This window comes from Actinokineospora sp. (genome assembly GCF_052390155.1).
In the GTDB taxonomy this organism is placed as follows: Bacteria; Actinomycetota; Actinomycetes; order Mycobacteriales; family Pseudonocardiaceae; genus Actinokineospora.
Window position 1 is genome coordinate 31113 of the sequence record NZ_JBQTHF010000021.1, and the last position, 21593, is coordinate 52705.

23 protein-coding genes and 1 pseudogene are annotated in these 21593 nt (G+C 72.2%); 4 read left to right on the forward strand and 20 right to left on the reverse strand.

What is annotated here, in order from left to right; all coding sequences use genetic code 11:
• Positions 1-58: 58 nt before the first annotated feature.
• A complete protein-coding gene (locus tag ACT4N7_RS07940; RefSeq protein WP_444827955.1) occupies positions 59-499 on the forward strand; it encodes a nitroreductase family deazaflavin-dependent oxidoreductase in 441 nt (146 codons plus the stop codon).
• Positions 500-661: 162 nt separating this feature from the next.
• Here ACT4N7_RS07940 and ACT4N7_RS07945 read toward each other — a convergent pair whose 3' ends face one another.
• The 3 genes and pseudogenes from ACT4N7_RS07945 to ACT4N7_RS07955 all read right to left on the reverse strand — a co-directional run bounded on the left by ACT4N7_RS07945 (position 662) and on the right by ACT4N7_RS07955 (position 3168).
• Positions 662-784, reverse strand: a complete 123-nt coding sequence (locus ACT4N7_RS07945; protein ID WP_444827956.1) for a hypothetical protein — start codon at positions 782-784, stop codon at positions 662-664.
• Positions 785-1210: 426 nt separating this feature from the next.
• Positions 1211-2368 (reverse strand): annotated as a pseudogene (locus ACT4N7_RS07950) (kynureninase); the annotation flags it as partial.
• Positions 2365-3168, reverse strand: a complete 804-nt coding sequence (locus ACT4N7_RS07955; RefSeq protein ID WP_444827957.1) for a tryptophan 2,3-dioxygenase — start codon at positions 3166-3168, stop codon at positions 2365-2367. The gene ACT4N7_RS07955 and the pseudogene ACT4N7_RS07950, both read right to left, overlap by 4 nt.
• A 113-nt stretch (positions 3169-3281) precedes the next feature.
• Here ACT4N7_RS07955 and ACT4N7_RS07960 point away from each other — a divergent pair, with 113 nt between their 5' ends.
• The gene (locus ACT4N7_RS07960; RefSeq protein WP_444827958.1) at positions 3282-3899 is read left to right on the forward strand and encodes a DUF4240 domain-containing protein; all 618 of its coding nucleotides are present in this window, start codon (positions 3282-3284) and stop codon (positions 3897-3899) included.
• Here the strand turns inward: ACT4N7_RS07960 and ACT4N7_RS07965 are convergent.
• Positions 3839-5200, reverse strand: coding sequence for a TrpB-like pyridoxal phosphate-dependent enzyme (locus ACT4N7_RS07965; protein ID WP_444827959.1), 1362 nt, complete (start codon positions 5198-5200; stop codon positions 3839-3841). The two genes, ACT4N7_RS07960 and ACT4N7_RS07965, sit on opposite strands and share 61 nt — an antisense overlap.
• A gap of 91 nt (positions 5201-5291) precedes the next feature.
• Here ACT4N7_RS07965 and ACT4N7_RS07970 point away from each other — a divergent pair, with 91 nt between their 5' ends.
• Both ACT4N7_RS07970 and ACT4N7_RS07975 read left to right on the forward strand, forming a co-directional pair.
• Positions 5292-5774, forward strand: coding sequence for a cation:proton antiporter regulatory subunit (locus ACT4N7_RS07970; RefSeq protein WP_444827960.1), 483 nt, complete (start codon positions 5292-5294; stop codon positions 5772-5774).
• 10 nt (positions 5775-5784) lie between these two features.
• Entirely contained in the window at positions 5785-6969 is a 1185-nt protein-coding gene (locus ACT4N7_RS07975) for a cation:proton antiporter (RefSeq protein ID WP_444827961.1), read from the forward strand.
• Positions 6970-6984: 15 nt separating this feature from the next.
• On the opposite strand, the gene ACT4N7_RS07980 is transcribed toward ACT4N7_RS07975, so the two are convergent.
• From ACT4N7_RS07980 to steA, 16 genes are all read right to left on the reverse strand, one after another.
• Positions 6985-8181: a DUF1015 family protein gene (locus tag ACT4N7_RS07980; RefSeq protein WP_444827962.1), complete on the reverse strand. Its 1197-nt coding sequence runs from the start codon at positions 8179-8181 to the stop codon at positions 6985-6987.
• Positions 8174-8614: a hypothetical protein gene (locus ACT4N7_RS07985; protein ID WP_444827963.1), complete on the reverse strand. Its 441-nt coding sequence runs from the start codon at positions 8612-8614 to the stop codon at positions 8174-8176. Before ACT4N7_RS07985 ends, ACT4N7_RS07980 begins: the two co-directional genes overlap by 8 nt.
• A 2-nt stretch (positions 8615-8616) precedes the next feature.
• Positions 8617-9354, reverse strand: coding sequence for a pseudouridine synthase (locus ACT4N7_RS07990; protein ID WP_444827964.1), 738 nt, complete (start codon positions 9352-9354; stop codon positions 8617-8619).
• On the reverse strand, positions 9344-9991 hold the full coding sequence (gene scpB, locus ACT4N7_RS07995; RefSeq protein WP_444827965.1) for an SMC-Scp complex subunit ScpB: 648 nt from the start codon (positions 9989-9991) through the stop codon (positions 9344-9346). Before scpB ends, ACT4N7_RS07990 begins: the two co-directional genes overlap by 11 nt.
• 396 nt (positions 9992-10387) lie before the next feature.
• Positions 10388-11218, reverse strand: coding sequence for a segregation and condensation protein A (locus ACT4N7_RS08000; protein ID WP_444827966.1), 831 nt, complete (start codon positions 11216-11218; stop codon positions 10388-10390).
• Entirely contained in the window at positions 11215-11508 is a 294-nt protein-coding gene (locus ACT4N7_RS08005; RefSeq protein ID WP_444827983.1) for a hypothetical protein, read from the reverse strand. Before ACT4N7_RS08005 ends, ACT4N7_RS08000 begins: the two co-directional genes overlap by 4 nt.
• Before the next feature lie 11 nt (positions 11509-11519).
• On the reverse strand, positions 11520-12458 hold the full coding sequence (locus tag ACT4N7_RS08010) for a ParA family protein (RefSeq protein ID WP_444827967.1): 939 nt from the start codon (positions 12456-12458) through the stop codon (positions 11520-11522).
• A gap of 89 nt (positions 12459-12547) precedes the next feature.
• Positions 12548-12862: an ArsR/SmtB family transcription factor gene (locus ACT4N7_RS08015; protein WP_444827968.1), complete on the reverse strand. Its 315-nt coding sequence runs from the start codon at positions 12860-12862 to the stop codon at positions 12548-12550.
• Between the two features lie 52 nt (positions 12863-12914).
• Complete coding sequence (locus tag ACT4N7_RS08020; protein WP_444827969.1) at positions 12915-13916, reverse strand: Gfo/Idh/MocA family protein; 1002 nt, start codon at positions 13914-13916, stop codon at positions 12915-12917.
• Between the two features lie 9 nt (positions 13917-13925).
• A complete protein-coding gene (gene xerD, locus ACT4N7_RS08025; RefSeq protein ID WP_444827970.1) occupies positions 13926-14825 on the reverse strand; it encodes a site-specific tyrosine recombinase XerD in 900 nt (299 codons plus the stop codon).
• 17 nt (positions 14826-14842) lie between these two features.
• Entirely contained in the window at positions 14843-15967 is a 1125-nt protein-coding gene (gene ald / locus ACT4N7_RS08030) for an alanine dehydrogenase (protein ID WP_444827971.1), read from the reverse strand.
• A 71-nt stretch (positions 15968-16038) separates the two neighbouring features.
• Positions 16039-16707, reverse strand: coding sequence for an NUDIX domain-containing protein (locus tag ACT4N7_RS08035; protein WP_444827972.1), 669 nt, complete (start codon positions 16705-16707; stop codon positions 16039-16041).
• Complete coding sequence (locus ACT4N7_RS08040) at positions 16704-18407, reverse strand: CTP synthase (RefSeq protein ID WP_444827984.1); 1704 nt, start codon at positions 18405-18407, stop codon at positions 16704-16706. The genes ACT4N7_RS08035 and ACT4N7_RS08040 overlap by 4 nt, the downstream gene beginning before the upstream one ends.
• A 139-nt stretch (positions 18408-18546) precedes the next feature.
• Positions 18547-19209, reverse strand: coding sequence for a hypothetical protein (locus ACT4N7_RS08045; RefSeq protein WP_444827973.1), 663 nt, complete (start codon positions 19207-19209; stop codon positions 18547-18549).
• Positions 19210-19365: 156 nt separating this feature from the next.
• Positions 19366-20307 carry a copper transporter gene (locus ACT4N7_RS08050; protein WP_444827974.1) on the reverse strand — a complete coding sequence of 314 codons (942 nt, stop codon included), beginning with the start codon at positions 20305-20307 and terminating at the stop codon, positions 19366-19368.
• The gene (gene steA / locus ACT4N7_RS08055; protein ID WP_444827975.1) at positions 20304-21488 is read right to left on the reverse strand and encodes a putative cytokinetic ring protein SteA; all 1185 of its coding nucleotides are present in this window, start codon (positions 21486-21488) and stop codon (positions 20304-20306) included. Before steA ends, ACT4N7_RS08050 begins: the two co-directional genes overlap by 4 nt.
• Positions 21489-21593 lie beyond the last annotated feature (105 nt).

Sequence of the window (21593 nt, forward strand, 5' to 3'; positions counted from 1 at the left end):
CGGCCGACGTCGGTGACGGGCGCCACTTTCTGTCGGTGGGTGCGGCTACCGTCGCGGCATGACCGAGATCGCCCACAGCCCCACCGACTGGGTAGCCCACCACACCGCCCGCTACCTGGCCTCCGACGGCGCGGATGGCCACCTGTTCAACGGCTATCCGACGCTGCTGTTGACCACGCTGGGCAGGCGCTCGGGCGTGCGGCGGTGCACGCCACTGATCTACGGCCGCAGCGGCGAGGACTACCTGCTGGTCGCGTCGAACGGCGGTGCGGCCGCGCATCCGGCGTGGTACCTGAACCTGCTCGCCGAGCCGCGGGTGGGCGTCCAGGTCCTCGGGGACGTGTTCACCGCGCGAGCGGTGACGGCGGAGCAGGCGGCGAAGCCCGCGCTGTGGGCGGAGATGGTGCGGGTGTTCCCGACCTATGCCTCCTACCAGCGCAAAGCGGACCGCGAGATCCCGGTGGTGGTGCTGACCCGCTCCGCCAACTCGTCGAGATGATCAGGCGCTGCTGTTTGCTCGACTAGGCGGCTGCGTCGAATCGGAGCAGCCGGATCGGGCGATCCAACCGGTCGGCGGTCCAACCTGGTCGGGCGATCCAACCCGGTCGGCGATCCAACCCGGTCGGGCGGGCGATCCACCTAGGTCGGCGGTGCCGCCGAATCACGGGATCCAGCCACGGTCACGCGATCCGATCACGTCACGCGGGTCGGTGATGACGCCGCGCGGCCGGTTGTCGTTGCCGCGGATGGGCAGCGAGCCGAGGTCGAGGTCGACGTCGCGCATCGTGCGCGCGGTGACGAACAGGCTCTCGTCATCGCGGCTCCCTCCGCCGGACGGGTCACACGAGGAACATGCGCCCACACCCGCCCGACGGCGACTCGATCAGTGACCGGGTTCGCCGGACACCGCGACCTCGGCTGGCACACTGGGACCGCCACGCCGCGTAGGCCCGCCAGGCACCACGGTCTCGGCAGGCTCGCCAGACTCTGCGGGCTCGCCAGGCACGGCAAACCGGCCGGGCTCGGCAATGTCGTCGTCAAGCTCGGCAACACCGCCAGACCCAGCAACTTCGCCGACCTCGGCAACACCGCCAGACCCAGCAACGTCGCCGACCTCGGCAACGTCGCCAGACTCTGCAACTTCGCCGAGCGCGGCAACGCCGCCAGGCTCGGCCTGCACCGCGACACTGGCGGGAGTGGCCGCCACTGCCACCTCCCCGAGCGCCGCGATCGCCGCGCGAAGCTGGTCATCGCTCAGGTAAGGCGCGGGGCCGAAGCGCAGGTACTCGCCTCGGCTGTCGGTCGAGACGCCGCGGTCGGCGAGGGCGCGCTGGAACTCGGCCGCCCGGGGCGAGCGCAGCGACAGGAAGCCGCCGAAAGCCGTGCGGGTGACGCCGCGGTCGCGGGTGACGACCGCCGGGGGCAGGTCGAGGTCGTCGAACGCGGCGAGCAGGACGTCGTTCTGGTGCAGGGAGGTCGCACGGAGCACTGCGGGCGTGAGCCCGTGTTCGGCGAAGAAGTCGATCACCCGCGCGGCGCGGTAGTGGCTGGCCGGGTCGTAGGTGGCGCCCGCGAACCGGGTTGCGCCGGGACCGTAGGCGACGAGATCGGGGTCCTTCTCGTCGGCGAGGGCGGCGAATTCGGCGAACCACCCCGTGATGACCGGCCGCATCCGCTGGGCGTGCGGGGGCAGCCGCAGGAAGCAGTTGCCCTCGCCGAGCTGCAGATACTTGTACCCGCCGCCGACGACCCAAGCGTCGGCCAGACCCGAGTCCGACAGCGACACGGGAACGACGCCGAGCGCGTGGTAGGCGTCGACCAGCAGTTCCGTGCCCGCGCGGGCGCACGCGGCGGCCAGCTCACCGAGATTCGGCACGATCCACGACGTCTCGAACAGCACCGACGACACCAGTACCGCGGCCGTGCGGTCGTCCACTTCGGACGCGAGCCGCTCGGCGAGGGTGGCCGCGGGCAGCGCGGGCACCCGCACGACCTCGACCACGTCCTCGGCGAGTCGGGCGAGTTGCCTGCGTAGGGTGTGGAATTCGCCGTCGGTGGTCACCAGCCGGGGCCGGGCGGCGAGGTCCACAGCGGACAGGAAGCGGATCACCAGCTCGTGGGTGTTGGCTCCCAGGGCGATGTCGCCGTCCCGGTCGCCGAGCAGCGCGCGGTAGGCCGAGCGCACCCGGTCGGCCTTGGCGAACGCGCGCTCCCACTTCTCGTCCACGGTGGCCGCGGCGTCGTCGAACGCCTCGACCTGGCCTTCCCTGGCGACGTCCGGCCACGCCTGGTGGGAGTGCCCGGTCAGCAGCAGCCGCTCGGCCACCCGGAACCGCGTGTAGTGCTGGGCCAGCTCCGCGGGCCTCACAGCTCGCCCCGCACGGCCCACAGGTCGGGGAAGGCAGGCGTGAACAGCGTGCCGCGCAGGTAGGCCGCGCCCGGCGAGCCGCCGGTGCCGATCTTGGCGCCGATGGTGCGCTCCACCATCTTCACGTGTCGGTAGCGCCACTCCTGCAGGCCCTCGTCCAGGTCGACCAGGTGCTCGACGACCGTGGACGGGCCGGAGTCGTCGGCGTAGACGGCGAGCAGCACTCGCTGCAGTTCGAGGGAGGGTTCGGCGGGCTTGGTCACATCGCGCTCCAGCAGGGCTGTCGGGACGGCATAGCCGTGCACGGCGAGATAGGCGAGGAAGGCATCGAACACCGAGGGGCGGGCCATGGCGCCCGCGATCCGGGTCCGCTGCTCGCCGCCTTCGGGGTAGTGCGCGAACGCGTGCTCGTCGCGCCTGCCGAGCACCGCCTCCAGCTCGCGGAACTGCGCGGACTGGAAGCCGCTGGACGCCTCCAGCCGGAGCCGGAAGCTGGTGAACTGGCGCGGGGTCATGGTCTCCAGCACGTCGATCTGCGCGACCACGACCTTGAAGATCGTCAGCACCCGGCGCAGCGTGCGCACGGCGTGCGCGGTGTCGCCGTCGACCAGCTTGACCTGCAGGTGCGCCAGTTCGTGCAGGAGCTGCTTGAACCACAACTCGTAGACCTGGTGGATGACGATGAACAGCAGTTCGTCGTGCTCGTCGGAGCGAGGGTGCTGGGCGTCGAGCACGTCGTCGAGGGCGAGGTATGAGGTGTAGGTCAGCGCGGCGGTGGTGTCCGCCGATGGCTCGGTCACAGAATCATCACTCCGTTGGACTACGGGATCGCACGCGCGGCGAAGTGTATGTGACGCGGACGAGCCTACTGCGCGGCCGAGAATTGTCGGTGGTCGCTGCGAAGATCCCCGCCATGACCGACGAAGCCTTCTGGCGGCTGATCGAGCGAGCCGCCGAGCAGCCTGGCGACCTCGACGAGCGCACCGAGTGGCTCGCCGAGGAGCTGACGCGGCTGCCGGTGCCGCAGATCGTCGACTTCGCCCGCAAGCTGTCGAGTGTGCGGCTGCGCGCCGACACCTGGACCCTGTGGGCCGCGGCCGGGCTGATCCAGGACGGCTGCTCGGACGACGGCTTCTGGTACTTCCAGCTCTGGCTGCTGAGCCTGGGCCGGGCCACCTTCGAGCGCGTCGTGGCCGAGCCGGACGCCCTCGCCGAGGTCGATGCGGTGCGGGCGCTCGCGCGCAAGCCGATGAACGCCTGGTCGGACCAGGACTGGCCCGAGTGGGAAAGCCTCGACTTCGCCGCGCACGAGGCACACCAGGAGGTCACCGGGCGCGACTGCGGCCTGGACGAGGCGCTGGGCGCGGAACTCCCGGTCGCCCCGGACCCAGCAGGCGAGGACTGGGACGCGGCAGACCCGGAGGAGGTCGCGCGCCGCCTGCCCCGGTTGACCGCGCTGTTCTCCGGCCGTCAGGTGAGTGACGGCAGTTCGGACAGTGCCCTCTCGATCTCGCTGTCGGCGGGCTCGTGATCCACCATCTCCCCCGCCAGGTAGGCGCCGTAAGCGGGCAGGTCCAGGTGCGCGTGCCCGCACAGCGCGGTCAGGATCACCTTCTCCTCCCCCGATTCCTTGCACCGCAACGCTTCCCGCACGCATTCCGCCAACGCGTGGGTCGGCTCCGGCGCCGGGATGATCCCCTCCGCCCGCGCGAACCGCACTCCCGCGGCGAAGCACTCCGACTGTCCGATCGCGACCGCGTCGATCAGGCCGAGTTCGTAGATGTGCGAGAGCAGCGGCGACATGCCGTGGTAGCGCAGTCCGCCCGCGTGGATCGGGTCGGGGATGAACCCGTGTCCCAGGGTGTGCATCTTGAGCAGTGGCGTGAGCCCGGCGGTGTCGCCGAAGTCGTAGGCGTAGACGCCGCGGGTGAGCGACGGGCAGGCGGCGGGCTCGACCGCGCGGATCGCGGGCGCCATCCGGCCCGCCAGCTTCTCCCGCAGGAACGGGAAGACGAGGCCGCCGAAGTTGGAGCCGCCGCCCGTGCAGCCGACGATCACGTCCGGGGCGTCCCCCGCCAGGGCGAACTGCTTGATGGCCTCCTCGCCGATCACGGTCTGGTGCAGCAGCACGTGGTTGAGCACGCTGCCCAGCGCGTACTTCGCGTCCGGGTCGGCGGCGGCCATCTCGACGGCCTCGCTGATCGCGATGCCGAGGCTGCCGGTGGAGTCGGGGTGCTCGGCGAGCACGGCGCGGCCCGCGGCGGTCAGCTCCGACGGGCTCGGATGCACGGTGGCCCCGTAGGTCTCCATCATCAGCTTCCGGTACGGCTTCTGGTCGAACGACGCCCGCACCTGCCAGACCTCGCACTCCAGGCCGAACACCGAGCAGGCGAACGCGATCGCGCTGCCCCACTGGCCCGCGCCGGTCTCGGTCGTCAGCTTCGTGACGCCCTCGCGCGCGTTGTAGAACGCTTGCGGCACCGCGGTGTTCGGCTTGTGCGAGCCGACCGGGCTGACGCCCTCGTACTTGTAGTAGATCCGCGCGGGCGTGCCGAGCGCGCGCTCCAGCCGGTGCGCGCGGAACAGCGGCGACGGGCGCCACAGCCGGTAGACGTCGAGCACCTCGTCGGGGATGTCGATGTAGCTCTCCCCGGACACCTCCTGGGCGATCAGCGCCTGCGGGAACAGCGGCGCCAGGTCGCTCGGCCCGATGGGCTGCCCGGTGCCGGGGTGCAGCGGCGGGGGCGGCGGCTCGGGCAGGTCGGGAATGACGTTGTACCACTGGGTCGGCATGTCCGACTCGTCGAGCAGGAACTTGGTCCGACCGGCCATGGCGGCCTCCCGAGCAGCAGTGGGCGCGACGCCAGCAACGCTAGGACCGCGGGACCCACGCGGCCAGTGGGCAGGTTGTTACGGTGGTGGGGTGAACGTCGAGGTGACCCCACTGCCCGGGATCGGCACGCGCCAGGACTTCGTCTCGCGGTCGGGGCGGCGGATCGGGGTGATCACCTACCGCGATGGGCACTTCGACCTGATCGTGTCGAAACCGGACGACCCGGATTCGTGCGTGGCGTCGATCCCGCTGACGGTCGAGGAGTCCGGCGCGCTGGCCAACCTGCTCGGGGCCCCCCACCTCGTCGCCCAGTTGGAGGAGGCGCACCGCGAGGTCACGGGCGTGACCACCCGGCAGCTCCCGCTCGCCCCGCGCTCGCCGTTCGACGGACGCACGCTGGGCGACACGGCGCTGCGCACGCGCACGGCGGTGTCGGTCGTCGCGGTGGTGCGCGGTGGCACCGTGCATCCCTCGCCCCGCCCGGACTTCGCGCTGAGCGGCGGCGACATGCTGGTCACGGTCGGCACGGCGGACGGTTTGGCGCGCGCCGTCGACGTCCTCGAACACGGCTGAGTCCGCGCGCGTGCACACCACGGCGGTCGCTCTCATCGAGCTGGGAGCGGTCTTCTTCGGTCTCGGCCTGCTCGGCAGGCTCGCGTGGCGGATCGGCATCTCCCCCATCCCGCTGTACCTGGTGGGCGGACTCGCGTTCGGCGCGGGCGGTGTCATCCCGCTGGCGGGAATCGAGGGGTTCACCGAGATCGCGGGTGAGATCGGCGTCGTCCTGCTGCTCCTGCTGCTCGGCCTGGAGTACTCGGCCGCCGAGCTGGTCACCGGCCTGCGCCGGTCGTGGATGGCCGGGCTGCTGGACCTCGTGCTCAACGCCCTGCCGGGCGCGGCGGTGGCGCTGATCCTGGGCTGGGGCCCGGTCGGCGCGCTCGCCATGGCCGGGGTCACCTACATCTCGTCGTCCGGCATCATCGCGAAAGTCCTCGGCGACCTGGGCAGGCTGGGCAACCGGGAGACCCCGGTGGTGCTGTCGATCCTGGTGTTCGAGGACTTGGCGATGGCGGTCTACCTGCCGATCCTCACCGCGCTGCTGGCGGGCGCGACACTGCTCGGCGGGCTTACCGCGGTGGGCATCTCGATGGTCGTGATCACGGTGGTGCTGGTGGTGGCGCTGCGGTTCGGCCGGTTCGTGTCGATGGTGGTGGACAGCCCGGAGCCGGAGGTGTTCCTGCTGCGCGTGCTCGGCGCGGCGCTGCTGGTGGCCGGGGTCGCCTCGCAGTTGCAGGTGTCCGCGGCGGTCGGCGCGTTCCTGCTCGGCATCGCGATCTCCGGGTCCACCGCGGAGAACGCGACCAAGCTGCTGGAGCCGCTACGCGACCTGTTCGCGGCGATGTTCTTCGTGGTGTTCGGGCTGAACACCGATCCGTCGACGATCCCGTCGGTGCTCGGCTATGCGATCGCACTGGCTGTCGTCACCACGATCACCAAGGTCGCGACCGGCTGGTGGGCCGCGCGACAGCAGGGCATCGCCCGGATGGGCCGGGCCCGCGCGGGCGCCGCCCTGGTGGCCCGCGGCGAGTTCTCCATCGTCATCGCGGGCCTCGCGGTCGGCGCGGGTGCGGTCGACAGCCAACTCGCGGCGCTGGCCACCGCCTATGTGCTGCTGATGGCCATCCTCGGCCCGGTCGCGGCCCGCGTGGTCGAGCCGGTGGCCCGGGCGCTGCAACGCAAGGTCCGGCCCGCGGAGTCAGCGACCTGACTCCGGCGCCGGAAGTCAACTACCGAGGTCGGCCAGTAGCAGCCCACTGCGCGGTTTCGGCGTGAAGTACGTGCTCTTGCGCGGCATCCGCCTGCCCGCCGCATGGACCGCCAAGACGTCCGCGAGCGGCACCGGGGCGAGCCGCAGGACCGCGTCCGCGCCGGCGCCCGGGTCGCGGCCATCGGGCAGGGCGCGCACCTGGGGGCCCTCCGGGTCGAGCCCGAGTGCCTTGTGCAGCAACAGGTTCTCCACCACGGCGTGATCGATCCGGGGCCGCGATTCGTGATCATCCGGCGGCGGCAGCACCACCGCGAACCGCCGCGCCCCGCACTCAACGACGACCGAGCCGGGCACCGTGGGCGCGGTCGTGTCCGGCGCGTCGCGGATGTCGAGGCCGACGCGGTGCCACGCCGCGCGCAGTGCGTTGGCGTCCAGGCCGGTGCCGGTGAGCACGCGGTGGAAAGCACCGATGCGCAGGCCCGGTCCGGCGGTGATCAGCGCGAGCAGTCCGTCGAGATCGGCCTCGGCGGCGGCCGCGACCCGGTGGTTGCCGTCCGCGACCAGCAGCGGATGGGCCGCCGCGACGGTCAGCAGGGTGTCGCGCACCAAGCCCGGGCCGAGCAGCCACACGCGGTGCCGCCTGCCCGAGGAGTCCACAGTGGACACCGCGGGTGCGCCGGCGCCCGCGATGGCCTCGCGGACCGCGTCGGTCAGCCGGTCCCCGCCTGCGACCGGGACCAGCAGCGCCGCGCTGGTGGCGCAGCCGAGTCCGGCCAGCACCCTGGCCCGTTCGGCGACCACGTCGGGGTAGACCTGTTCGCTGTGCCGGACGCGGTTGCGCCCGTCGGCGCCGACCGCGGCCGGGTCGACCATGCACAGCAGCCCGGTCGCCGCGCCGTCTGGACCGTCCACTTCGTACGGTGCGACGATGTCGGCGACCGGCCGGTATGCCACCCGCACCAGGTCGAGCAGGGTGCGGCGGGCGGCGGGCAGCGCGTCGGTGAGGCTGAGTCCGTCGGCCAGCGCGGCGGGCGTGCGATGCGGGTGTTGCACGGCCAGCAGCGTCTCGCGGGCCGCGCCGGGGCGGGCCAGCGCGTCGGTCACCTGCCGGGGTTCGGCGAACTCGTCGACGTCGGGGCCCGGCACCTCGGTGCGGACGACCCACCCGCGGCTGATCGGCCGCACCCACCCCGCGGCACCGCGGTCAGACATCGGCTGCCAGCAGGTAGACGACGACCGTGTCGCCGTCCCCCGGCTGGAAGCGCAGCGACCGGGTGGCGTCGGGGAGCGTGGCTTTGGGCACGCCGGTGACCTCGCCGTCGGCGGGGCGCCAACCCTGGTCGGCGTCGCTCGCCGGGTTGCGGAACTCGCCGCTCGCCCGTGTCGGTTCGGGCAGTCCGTTGGTCGTGCGGAACGCGGGCAGCGCGGCGCGGGGCAACCGGACCCGGGCGGCGAGGTGCCACTCCTGGAAGTACGAGTACCAGCCCGCCAGCAGCTCGGCCTCCGGCGGGAAGGTCAGGTCGGCGACCTTGCCCACCTCGACCAGCGACACCTCGCGCGGCCGGTCACCCAGGGTGACGGGCTGGCCGGGGGGCGCGCACCCCGCGAGCAGCAGCGCCACCACCACCACGAGCAACGCGCGCACGGCTACAGACCCACGGCGCCGTAGAGGGTGCCGACCTCCGGCCGGTTGAGCGCGCGAATCGAGCCGGGCCGCTGGTTGCCGAGCCGGACCTCGCCGATCTGGGTGCGCACCAGTTTGAGCACCGGGTGGCCGACTTCCTCCAGCAGGCGCCGCACGATGTGCTTGCGGCCCTCGTGCAGCACGATCTCGACCAGCGCCTTGCCCGCGTAGTTGTCGACCAGCTTGAACGAGTCGGCCCGGGCGGGGCCGTCTTCGAGTTCGACGCCGTCGCGGAGCCTGCGGCCGACGTCGCGGGCGACCGGGCCGGACACCTCGGCCAGGTAGGTCTTGAGCACGCCGTAGGACGGGTGCATGAGCCGGTGGGCCAGGTCGCCGTCGTTGGTGAGCAACAGCAGGCCCTCGGTCTCGGCGTCGAGGCGGCCGACGTGGAAGAGCCGGTCGGCGCGGTCGCGCACGTAGTCGCCCACGCAGGGGCGGCCGCGGTCGTCGTCCATGGTGCTGTGCACGCCGCGAGGCTTGTTCAACGCGAGGTACACGCGGTCCTCGCGGACCACCACGCGAACCCCGTCGACGTGAATGACCGCGTTCTCGGGATCGACGCGCTTGCCTTGCTCGCGCACGACCTCGCCGTCGACACTCACCCGGCCTTGATCGATCAGATCCTCGGCCGCCCGCCGCGAGGCCACTCCCGCACTGGAGAGGACCTTTTGCAGCCGGATGCCTTCCGGGCTACTGGACATCGTCAATCGCATCCACTTCTGGCAACAGCGGAGCGATCGGGGGCAGGTCCGTCAACGCGGACAGTCCCAACCGCTCCAGGAACAACTCGGTGGTCCGGTACAGGATCCCACCCGTCTCGGTGTCGGTGCCGGTCTCCTCGATGAGACCGCGGACCACGAGGGTCCGAATCACGCCGTCGACGTTCACACCGCGCACCGCCGCCACCCGCGACCGGGTGACCGGCTGCCGGTAGGCGATGACCGCGAGGGTTTCCAGCGCCGCCCGGGTGAGCTTCGCCCGCTGCCCGTCGAGCAACAACTTCTCGACGACCGGCGCGTACCGGTCCCGAGTGTAGAACCGCCACCCGTCACCCGCGCGACGCAGGTCGATTCCGCTGCCCTGCTCGGTGTAGCGGGCCGCGAGCCTGCGCAGCGCCGACCGCACCCGCGCGACACTCTGGTCGACGGCGGTGGCCAGCACCTCGTCTTCGGCGGGCGCGTCGACCACGAGCAGCACCGCCTCCAGCGCCGAGTCGAGATCGGCGTCGTCGGTGAGATCGGGAAACCGAGTACTTCCGTCACCCTCCTCGACCACCAAGTCGTCGGTGTCGGGCTGGTCGGCCGCACCGCTGCACTCCACCTCCCCTGCGAAACCCATCTCCTGCTGGGCACCCCCACGCTCCACGGACTCCTGGTCGACACCCCACTCCATCGACGCGGACCCACCCGGTTCCCGCCCAGCCGCACCCGGCACCGACCCGGACCCACTCACGTCACTGTCCACATGCACCTCATCCATCCACAGCCAAACCGACCCCACCCCATCCCGCCCCCACTACCGATAGACTGGAGCAGGGCAGGCCCCCTAGGGTGGGCGGGGACGTGTCACGGGGTCGTTTTGGGCCAAGAGTGTTGTTTTCGGGCGGTTCTGGTGGTCCGGTTCGGGGACGGGGCCATCCGGGGTGGCTCATGGTGGGGTCGGGTGTGGCCACCGATCGGGGCGCGCCGATCTCATCCGGGACGTCCTTCCGGGCGTTGGTCCGTGTGCGTGGGGTCACCCGTAGTCCTCATCCTCGGCAGCCGCGGGCACCGCGGCGGCCTCGACCGCGCCGCCAGTCCACTCCACAAGCAGTTCGCCCAGCGGTTCGGGCTGTTCGAACAGGACCGTGTCCTCGCGATACAGCTCCAACAACGCGAGGAACCGCGCCACCACCTCGTACGTGTGCTCGCAGCCCGCGATCAGCTCACCGAAACTGGCCCGGCCCGCCTCCGCGAGCTTCACGCGCAGCAAGGCTGCGGTCTCGCGGATCGACACCGCGCCCATGTGCAGGTGGTCCAGCGACACCGACGGCGGCGGCTTCGGCCGGAACACGGCGGCGGCGATCTCGGCGAAGCGTTGCGGGTCGACGCCGAGCATGACTTCGGGGAGCAGGTCGGCGAAGCGGTCCTCCAGGGCCACCGACCGCGGGTAGCGCCGCAGCGCCACCGCCTCCAGTTCCGCGAACAGCGCCGCGACCTGCTTGTACGCCCGATACTGCAGCAACCGGGCGAACAGCAGGTCCTTGGCCTCCAGCAGCGCGAGGTCGTCCTCGTCCTCGACGTCGCCCGCGGGGAGCAGTCTGGCGGCTTTGAGGTCGAGCAGGGTCGCGGCGACGACGAGGAACTCGGTGGTCTCGTCCAGGTTCCAGTCGTCGCCGAGGGAGCGGATGTGGGCGATGAAGTCGTCCGTGACGCGGTGCAGTGCCACCTCGGTGACGTCCATCTGGTGCTGCGAGATCAACTGCAGCAGCAGGTCGAACGGGCCCTCGAAGTTGGCCAGCCGGACGGTGAACCGCCCGCCCGGCACCGGCTCCGCGCCCACGGGCAGGTCGGCCACCGCGGTCACGGCCCGCTGTCCTGGCGCAGCCGCCGCACCAGCACGGACTCCTCGCCGTGCGCCGCCAGGTCGGCCAGGATCACCGCGACCGCCTCCCGCACGACGCGGCCGCGGTCGACGGCGAGGCCGTGGCTGGCCCGCAGGTCGAGGCGGGCGTGTTCGAGGGCGAGCAGTTCCTCGTCGGAGACATAGACGGTGATCTTGGCACTGTGCTTCTGCCGGGGCGTGGGCGGCGGCGCCGGGCGGCGCGGGGCCGCACCCGGATCGAACCAGTCGGCCCCCGCCTGCGGGCGGAACAGCTCCGGCGAGGTCACCGGGCGATCACCTCACGGGCGAGCTGGCGGTACGCCTTCGCGCCGGTCGAGCGCGGCGCCCAGGTGGTGATCGGCTCACCCGCGACCGTGGTCTCCGGGAACCGGACCGTGCGGTTGATCACCGCGTCGAAGACGGTCTCGCCGAACGCCTCGACCACGCGGGCCATGACCTCGCGCGAGTGCAGGGTGCGCGGGTCGAACATGGTGGCCAGGATGCCGGTGATCTCCAGCTTCGGGTTGAGCCGCTCGCGCACCTTCTCGATGGTGTCGATCAGCAGCGCCACCCCGCGCAGGCTGAAGAACTCGCACTCCAGCGGGATGAGCACCCCGTCGGCGGCGGCGAGCGCGTTGACGGTGAGCAGGCCGAGCGAGGGCTGGCAGTCGACCAGGATGAAGTCGTACTCGGCGAGCATCGGGCGCAGCGTGCGCAGCAGGGTGTGCTCGCGGCCGACCTCGGTGACGAGTTGCACCTCGGCCGCCGACAGGTCGATGTTGCTCGGCAGCAGGTCCATGTTGTCCACGCACGTGCGGATGACGACGTCGCCGATGCTGACCGACCGCTCGATGAGCACGTTGTAGATGGTGCGGTCGAGCTGGTGCGCGGGGATGCCCAGGCCGACCGACAGCGCGCCCTGCGGGTCGAAGTCCACCAGCAGCACGCGCCTGCCGAACTCGGTGAGCGCGGCGCCCAGGTTGATGGTCGAGGTGGTCTTGCCCACGCCGCCCTTCTGGTTGCAGATGGCCAGCACCCGCGCGGGCCCGTGCGTGCTGAGCAGCGCGGGCTCGGGGATGTGCCGCCGCGCCCGGCCGCCGGGACCGACACCGTTGCCGGTCACGTCGTCGGACTGGTCGTCGTCGGCGGCCCTGGTGGGCGGTGCGATGCTCAACTCCACCGCACCGCCGCGCCGCTGCTCCGAGGGCGGGAGTGTCGACATGGCGATCTAGCTCCTTGTCGCCTGCGATCCTGACAAGCGCAGCGTAAGGGGGGCCGCCGCGCCCACCAACGCGGCTCGCCGCAGCGCGCTCAGGTCTGCGCGCGGGTCGCCGCGCCGAGCACGGAGTCCAGCAGACCGGGGAAGGCCAGGTCGAGGTCGTCGCGGCGGACCGACAGCCAGCGCTGGTTGCCGTCGGGACGGGTGTGGGTGACACCGGACTCGCGCAGCACGCGCAGATGCTGCGACAACGTCGACTTGGCGACCGAGACGGCCAGGTTTCCGCAGGCCAGCTCGCCCGCGGCGGCGAGCTGGCCGACCACGGCGAGCCGGGTGGGGTCGCTGAGGGCGTGCAGCACCGCGGGCAAGGTCAGCTCCGCGGTGGTCGGTTCGTCCAGTTCGCCCATCGGCGCACCTCCCGGGCGCACAGGGTAGGCCAGAGTGTCCGGTTGGCGGTACTCATCCGTCCGCCGGGTAGCGCACCCCGAGCGCGTGCCGGGCGCCGTCCATCAGCGCCATGATCGCCACGGTGTCGGCGAGCGGGACGAGCGGGCTCTGCGCCAGACCCGCGCGCAGGCACCGCTCGACCTCGGCGACCTGCGGGCCGTAGCCGTTGCCCGCGAGCGCTCCGTCGTGCGTATCGGTGCCCTCCGGGGTCCATACGGTGAGCGTGCGCGGCTGGTAGAGCGGCGTGGCGAACGCCAGCCAGCCCGCGCTGCCGACGACCAGCGCGGTGCGCGGCGTCGTCGCCTCCGTGGTGCAGGAGACGTGGGCGAAGCGGTCGTCGGGGTAGGACCACTGCATGGCGAGCGTCGCGTCCGAACCGGTGGGCGAGAGCGTCCCGGTGGTGGCGACGCCCTGGGGTGCGCCGAGGAACAGCCACGCGAAGGTCGCCGGGTAGACGCCGAGGTCGAGCAGCGCGCCGCCGCCCGCGGCGAGGTCGAACAGCCGGTGGCCCGGGTCGAACGGGAACCGGGCGCCGAGGTCGGCGGTCACACTGCGCACCGTGCCGATCCGCCCGCCCGCCGCGATCTCCAGACCGCGCCGGACCAGCGGGTTCATCCGCATCCACATGGCCTCCATGCAGAACACGTCCCGCGCGGCCGCGGCGGCCACCACCTCGCGGGCCTGCGCGGCGGTCAGCGTGAACGCCTTCTCCACCAGCACCGCCTTGCCCGCCTCGATCGCGAGCAGGGCGTGCTCGTGGTGCTGGGCGTGGGTGGTGGCGATGTAGACGACGTCGAGGTCCGGGTCGGCGACGAGGTCGGCGTAGGAGCCGTACGACCGCGGCACGCCCAGCGCGTCGGCGAACACGCGAGCGCGACCGGCGTCACGGGCGCCGACGGCCACCACCTCGCTGTCGGGGGACGCCTGGATGTCGGCGCCGACCACGGCCGCGATCCGGCCCGCACCAAGGATTCCCCAGCGCACGGGCCGATCGACGGGGAGAGCGGCCGGCACCCGACGACCCTAGCCCAGGGCCCGCGGGTGAGCGGTGGCGTAGACCTCGCGCAGCGTGTTCACCGTGACCAGGGTGTAGATCTGCGTGGTGGTCACCGACGCGTGCCCGAGCAGTTCCTGCACGACGCGCACGTCCGCGCCGCCTTCGAGCAGGTGCGTGGCGAACGAGTGCCGCAGGGTGTGCGGCGACACCGGGACGCCGATGCCTGCCACCTCGGCGGCAACCTTGAGCGCGTTCCACGCGCTCTGCCGCGAGAGCCTGCCGCCGCGCACGTTGAGGAACACCGCCGGGGTGCCGCGCCCGCGGGCGGCGAGCCCGGGCCGGGCGCGCACGAGGTAGGCGTCGAGGGCGTCGAGCGCGGGCCTGCCGATCGGGACCAGCCGCTGCTTGCCGCCCTTGCCGTCGAGCAGCACCGTGCGGTCGACCGCGTCGATGTCGTCCAAGTCCAGGCCGACAGCCTCGGAGATGCGGGCGCCGGTCGAGTAGAGCACCTCCAGCAGCGCGCGGTCGCGCAGCACGCCGGGGCCCTCGCCGGTCGGGGTGTCGAGCAGCCGCAGTACGTCGTCGACCGGCAGCGCCTTGGGCAGTCGCCGCGGCGGCGTCGGCGGCTTCACCGTGCGCGCCGCGTCGTGGTCGATCAGCCCTTCCCGCACGGCGAACCGGTGCAGACCCCGCACCGCGACCAGCGCCCGCGCGGCCGACGCCGCGGCCAGCGGCGGGTGGTCGGCACCGCCCTCGCGCAGCCCGGCGAGAAACCAGGACACGTGCCGCTCCCCCACCCCGGCCAGGTCGCCGATCCCTTGGGCGGCAAGGTGATCGAGGTAGCGGCGCAGGTCGCGGGTGTAGCCGTCGAGGGTGTTGGGCGAGGTGCCCCGCTCGACGGCAAGATGGTCGAGATAGCCGCGCACGACGTCGGCGACCGCGGTCAGCGCACACCTCCCAGCGCGTCGGCGAGCGGGACGTGCGCCAGGCCGTGCGCCGCGGCGACCTCGGCCAGCACCACCGCGCCGCCCGCGACGTTGACCCCGCGGGCCAGCGCCGGGTCGGCCGCGACGGCCTCGGCCACGCCCCGGTCGGCCAGGGCCAGCACGTAGGGCAGGGTGACGTTGGCCAGCGCGCGGGTCGAGGTGTTCGGCACCGCGCCGGGCATGTTGGCCACGCAGTAGAAGACGGACTCGTGCACGGTGAACGTCGGGTCGGCGTGCGTGGTCGGCCGTGAATCCGCGAAGCAACCACCCTGGTCGATGGCGATGTCGACCAGCACCGAGCCGGGCCGCATCCGCGCGACCAGGTCGTTGGACACCAGCTTGGGCGCCTTCGCCCCGGGCACGAGGACCGCGCCGATGACCAGGTCGGCCCAGCGGCACGCCTTGTCGATCTCGTAGCCGTTGCTGGCGATGGTCTGCAGGTGGCCGCGGTAGGTGAAGTCGATCTGCCGCAGCCGGTTGACGTTCGTGTCGAGCAGCACGACCTCGGCCTGCATGCCCAGCGCGATGGTCGCCGCGTTCATCCCGGACACCCCGGCGCCGATCACCACGACCTTGCCAGCCGCGACCCCGGACACGCCGCCGAGCAGCACGCCGCGCCCACCGTTGGCGCGTTCCAGGCAGTGCGCGCCGACCTGCGGCGCCATCCGGCCCGCCACCTCGCTCATCGGCGCGAGCAGCGGCAGCGACCCGTCGGCGAGTTGGACGGTCTCGTAGGCGATCGCCGTGGTGCCCGCGTCGACCAGGGCGCGGGTGCAGTCCACGTCCGCGGCCAGGTGCAGGTAGGTGAACAGGATCTGCCCACGGCGCAGCCGGTGGAACTCCGCGGGGACGGGCTCCTTGACCTTGAGCACCAGCTCGGCCGCGGCCCACACGTCGTCGGCCGTTGGCGCGATCTCGGCGCCCGCGGCGCGGAAGTCCGCGTCGGGGAACGTCGATCCGTCGCCCGCGCCCGCCTCGATGACCACCCGGTGCCCCCGGTCGGTCAGCTCGCCGACGCCCGCGGGCGTGATGGCCACCCGGTACTCGTGGTTCTTCACCTCGCGCGGCACGCCTACCAGCACTGGCGATCCCTTCCTCGGTCGTCCCGAGGGTAGTGCTCAGTGGACGGTGGCGCGGTGGTGACGCGCCGCGGTCAGCGCCCGACGCGCCGCGCGGCGAACCGGGTCGGCCGGTCCGGCCACGGGGCGTCGGCCGCCCTGGCCGGGGCCGCGCCCGAGTCGACCGCGTACGCGGCCAGCACGCCCGCGACCGACGCCGCGTTCACGATCTCCCCCGCCAACGCCATCCGCACCGCTTCGGCGAGCGGGACGCGCCGGGCGACCAGGTCGGCCTCCTCATCGCCCAGTGTCTCCCGCTCCACAGTGGACAGGCCGGTGGCCAGGTAGATCCTGATCACCTCGTCGGTGAAGCCCGGCGACGCGGCGGCGTCGACCAGCACCGACCAGTCCTCGGCGACCAGCCCGACTTCCTCGACCAGTTCCCGTTTCGCCGCCGCCAGCGGGTCTTCCTCCGCGTGGTCGATCAGGCCCGCCGGGAGTTCCCACAGGCGCTTGCCGACCGGGTGGCGGTACTGGCGGATCAGCACCAGGTCGCCGTCGTCGTCCAGGGCGGCCACACCCACCGCGCCGAGGTGCTCGACCACCTCGCGCGACGCCGTCGACCCGCCGGGCATCAGGACCTCGTCCAGGCGCAGGGCCAGGATGCGGCCCACGTGCAGGTCGCGAGTGGACACCACGTCGAAGGCGTGCCGGGTGCTGTCGTCCAGCTCGGGGTCGACAGTCCGGGGCGATGTCTCGCTCACGGAACAGCCACCGGAACCGGCTCCTCGTCCAACTCCACCGGCAGCCGCTCGGCCAGCAGGTAGGTCATGGCGGCTTTGACGAACCCGGCGAACAGCGGGTGCGGCCGGGTCGGGCGGCTCTTGAGTTCCGGGTGGGCCTGGGTGCCGACGAAGAACGGGTGGACTTTGGCGGGCAGCTCCACGAACTCGACCAGGCGGCCGTCCGGCGACGTGCCCGAGAAGACCACGCCCGCCGCGGTGAGCCGGTCGCGGTAGGCGTTGTTGACCTCGTAGCGGTGCCGGTGGCGCTCGCTCACCTCGCGCCCGCCGTAGACCCCGGCGACGACGGAGCCCGCGGCCAGGTGCGCCGGGTAGGAGCCCAGGCGCATGGTGCCGCCCATGTCGCGCTCGCCCGCGACGACGTCCTGCTGGTCGGCCATCGTGCTGATGACCGCGTGCTCGGTGGTCTCGTCGAACTCCGCGGAGTTCGCGCCCGCGATGCCTGCCAGGGCGCGGGCGGTCTCGATGACCATGCACTGCAGGCCGAGGCACAGCCCCAGCGTCGGGATGCCGTGGGTGCGGGCATGGCCGATCGCGCCGATCTTGCCCTCGATGCCCCGCACACCGAACCCGCCCGGCACCAGCACACCGTCCACACCGGACAGTGCGGCGGCCGCCCCGGCCGGGGTCTCGCAGGCATCCGACGGCACCCAGACGACCTCGACCTTGGCGCGGTGGGCGAATCCGCCCGCGCGCAGCGCCTCGGTGACCGAGAGGTAGGCGTCCGGCAGGTCGACGTACTTGCCGACCAGCGCGATGCGGACCGTCTCCTTGGGCTTGTGCACCCGGTCGAGCAAGTCGCCCCACACCGCCCAGTCGACGTCGCGGAAGGGCAGGTCGAGGCGGCGCACGACATAGGCGTCGAGGCCCTCGCCGTGCAGCACGCGCGGGATGTCGTAGATGGACGGTGCGTCCGGCGCGGCCACCACCGCTTCGGTGTCCACATCGCACATGAGCGCGATCTTGCGCTTGAGCCCGTCCGGGATCTCCCGGTCGGCGCGGCAGACGATCGCGTCGGGCTGGATGCCGATGTTGCGCAGCGCGGCCACCGAGTGCTGCGTCGGCTTGGTCTTCAGCTCGCCCGACGGCGCCAGGTAGGGCACCAGCGACACGTGCAGGAAGAACACGTTGTCGCGGCCGACGTCGTGGCGGACCTGCCGCGCGGCCTCCAGGAACGGCAGCGACTCGATGTCGCCGACCGTGCCGCCGACCTCGGTGATCACCACGTCCGGCGCGCGGCCGCTCTCGTCCGGCTCGGCCATGGCGCGGATGCGGGCCTTGATCTCGTCGGTGATGTGCGGGATGACCTGCACCGTGTCGCCCAGGTACTCGCCGCGCCGCTCCTTGGCGATGACCGTCGAGTACACCTGCCCGGTGGTCACGTTGGCCGTGCCGGACAGGCTGCGGTCGAGGAACCGCTCGTAGTGGCCGATGTCGAGGTCGGTCTCGGCGCCGTCCTCGGTCACGAACACCTCGCCGTGCTGGAACGGGTTCATCGTGCCGGGATCGACGTTGAGATACGGGTCCAGCTTCTGCATGGTGACCCGCAGGCCGCGGGCGGTGAGGAGCTGGCCGAGGCTGGACGCCGTGAGCCCCTTACCCAGTGAGGAGGCGACGCCTCCCGTGACGAACACGTGCTTGGTCGTCCGAGCGTGCAACACCAACGAGGCTCCCGTGGTCGATCTGGAATCTTCGGCGGCGGGAGTCCCGCCTGCCGGTCCACGGGACCTCACGATAACACCAGGTGGCCATCGCGCCCCGGCGGTCCCGCCGTGTCGCGACACGGCGGGACCATCGGCGTCAAGGCGTCGGCGAACAGGCTGTCGCGCCGACGATCACCTCACCGGCGACGCCGGACGCGGGCAGGAACCGGATGTGCAGCATGGCGAGCGCGATACTGCCGTCGTTCGGGACGGGCAGGGTCAGCTCGTTGAACGTCGCGGTGGCCAGCACCGTCCCGTTCGACTTCTTGAGCTGGTGGACGTAGTTGGCAGGCAACGGGGTGGGCAGCGCGGGGATGCCGGTGAGCCCGGTGAACGACCAGCTCGCGTTGGTGCCGCCCTGGGTCGCCGCGCAGGTGACCCGGTAGCCCGCGATGCGCAGCCGCGGCCCGCCCGCCGACACCAGCGCGGACAGCTCGAAGCGCTCACCGAGCGATTCCGACTTGGTGGTGGTCGTCTCGGTATCCGGGTCGACCACGGTCGTCGCGCAGGTCGACCTGCCGCCGCCGAACTTCACCCCGGCCGCGGTGATCCCGGTCGACGTGGCCGTCGTCGTGCCGTCGACAGTGCACTGTGCTGCCATCGGCACGTTGGTCGTCACGCCGCCCTTGACGAAGCTCGCCGAACCCAGCGCCGCCACGCCCGGCGGGTTGGCCGCCAGCGCGGGCGTCGCGCCGACGAGCAGTCCCGCCGCCGCGGCCACCGCGCAGAACCCGATCCGCGCGCCCCTGATGTGTGCCATGTCTCGCTCCCTCTGCCGGACTCGACGTGATCCGTCACCGACAACATCGGTGGGAGCGGCGGGGAATTAGCAGGTCAGCGGGCCTCTCACCCGTCCGGGAGGCGGCTTTCAGCCGTCCGTGAGATCCGGTAGTCTCCTACTCACGCTGTGTCACCGCTACTCGGCGGGGGCGCCCGGGGCGGGCGCCTGGGCGTTGCCGGCGCTGCCGTAGCGCCCGGAAGCGCCCTCCAACTGCTCCACGAGCGCCAGCACGGTGACGATCTGCCCTGCCGGGCTGTCCGCGTTGTCCACAGTGGACAGGATGGAGGTTGCGGCGGTGTCCGCGCGCACCACGCCGACCGCGCCGGTGCCGTCGGCCGAGCCCGCGCCGCCCGCCAACACGGTGCCCGCACCGGACCGGTCGACCTGCGCGGCGAACCGGGCGACGGTGGCCGCGCGGTCGCCCGCGCCGTCACCCTTGGCCGCACCGCCGGTCAACACGATGGCGAGCTGGGCGGGCTTGAGGTCCGGGGACGCTGTGACGAACCCGCCGTCGGTGAGCCCGGCCAGCGCGGCCGCGGTCTCCTCGGGCGACGCCTGCGGCTTGTTGTCGGCCTTGTTGATCAGCAGCAGCGGGCCGAGCAGGCCACCCGCGAGGGTGCCGGGATCGGCCACGGTGGGCAGCTGCACGCCCGCGGGCAGCAGCCGGGTGACGATGTCCTTGAGCTGGTCGGCGCGGGCCTGGTCGGCGAAGGCGTCGGTGAGCTGGAGTTCGCCGGTGACCGTGGCGCCCGCGTTGGCGATCAGGCCCTTGAGCGCGTCCCGGTCGGCCGGGCGGGCGTCGGCGGTGGTGACCAGCACGACGGTGCGCTTGTCGAGCACGCCCTTGACGGCCATCGGGCCGATGGTCGCGGCGAACGAGTCCGCGGCCGCGAGCCGGGCGTCGAGCGCGTTGCGCTGCGCCTGGAGTTGGGCGACCTGGCCGCCGAGGTCGCTGTTCTCGTCGTTGAGGCCCGAGAGCAGCGTGCGGCTCAGCGTGGTCGACCCGAGCACGACGCCCACGGCCAGCGCGAGGAAGACCGCGGCGATCGAAACGATGTGGTAGCGCAGCGAGATCACGCGAACAACCCCTTGAGCCAGCCGACGAACGAGGTCCAGGTGTCCACGACCCAGTCGCCGTAGACGCCGCCGACACCGGACACCGCGATGGCGGCGGTGATCGCGGCCATCGCCGCGACCACCAGCAGCACCACCGCGAACACCGACACCCGGCTGCGGTGCAGCGTCGCCACGGCCTTGCCGTCGACCAGCTTGCTGCCGAGCTTGAGCCGGGTGAGGAAGGTCGACGGATTCGAGCCCGATCGGCCGCGGTCGAGGAATTCGCGCAGCGTGGCCTGGAACCCGACGGTGACCACCAGGCTCGCCTCGTGCGTGTCGGCCAGCAGCAGCGCCAGATCCTCGGCGTTGCCCGACGCCGGGAAGGTGACCGCGCCGATGCCGAGGTCCTGGATGCGCTCCAGGCCGGGCGCGTGGCCGTCGTGCTGGGCGGGCACGACCACCTCGGCGCCGCCGCGCAGGGTTTCGGTGGAGATGCCGTCGGGGTCGCCGACGATCACGTCGGGCTTGTGGCCCGCCGCGCGCAGACTGTCCGCCCCGGACTCCACACCGACCAACACCGGGCGGTGCTCGCCGATGTAGCGCTTGAGCCGCTTGAGGTCCGCGACGTGCTCATGGCCGGGCGCCACGACCACGACCTGGCGCCCCCGCATCGGCGTGCGCAACTCGGGCACGCCGACGCCGTCGAGGATCATCGTCCGCTCGCGCCGCAGGAACTCGATGGTGTTGGCGGAGAACGCCTCCAACTGGGCCGACATACCGGCCTTGGCCTCGATCATCTGATCCGCGATGGACTCCGGCGTCTGCCGAACGCCTTGCGCGACCGCTTTCTCCCCGACGAACACCGCGCCGTCGTTGAGGCGCAGCCTGCTGCCTTCCCTGATCCCGCGCAGGGCGTCCTGCCCGACACCGTCGATCAGGGGAATGCCCGCGCCGACCAGGATTTCGGGGCCGAGGTTGGGAAATCGGCCGGAGATCGAAGGGGAGGCGTTGATGACGCCCGCGACATCGGCGCGGACCAGCGCGTCGGCGGTGGCGCGATCCAGGTCGAGCTGGTCCAGGACGACTATGTCGCCGTGGGAGACCCGGCGGAGAAGGTCGCCGGTGCGTCGGTCGACCCGGGCGATGCCGGTCACCCCGGGATGGGAGTGGTGGGATCGGCTGAGCAGACCGGGAAGCTTCATGGCCGAGATGGTGACAAAAGTACGGCGGGTAGTCCGTTCGCCACGCCGGAGTAGTGCGAACGGGGACTTGTGGATCTTGGCTCTTTGGGGTTCCAGGTAAAGCCG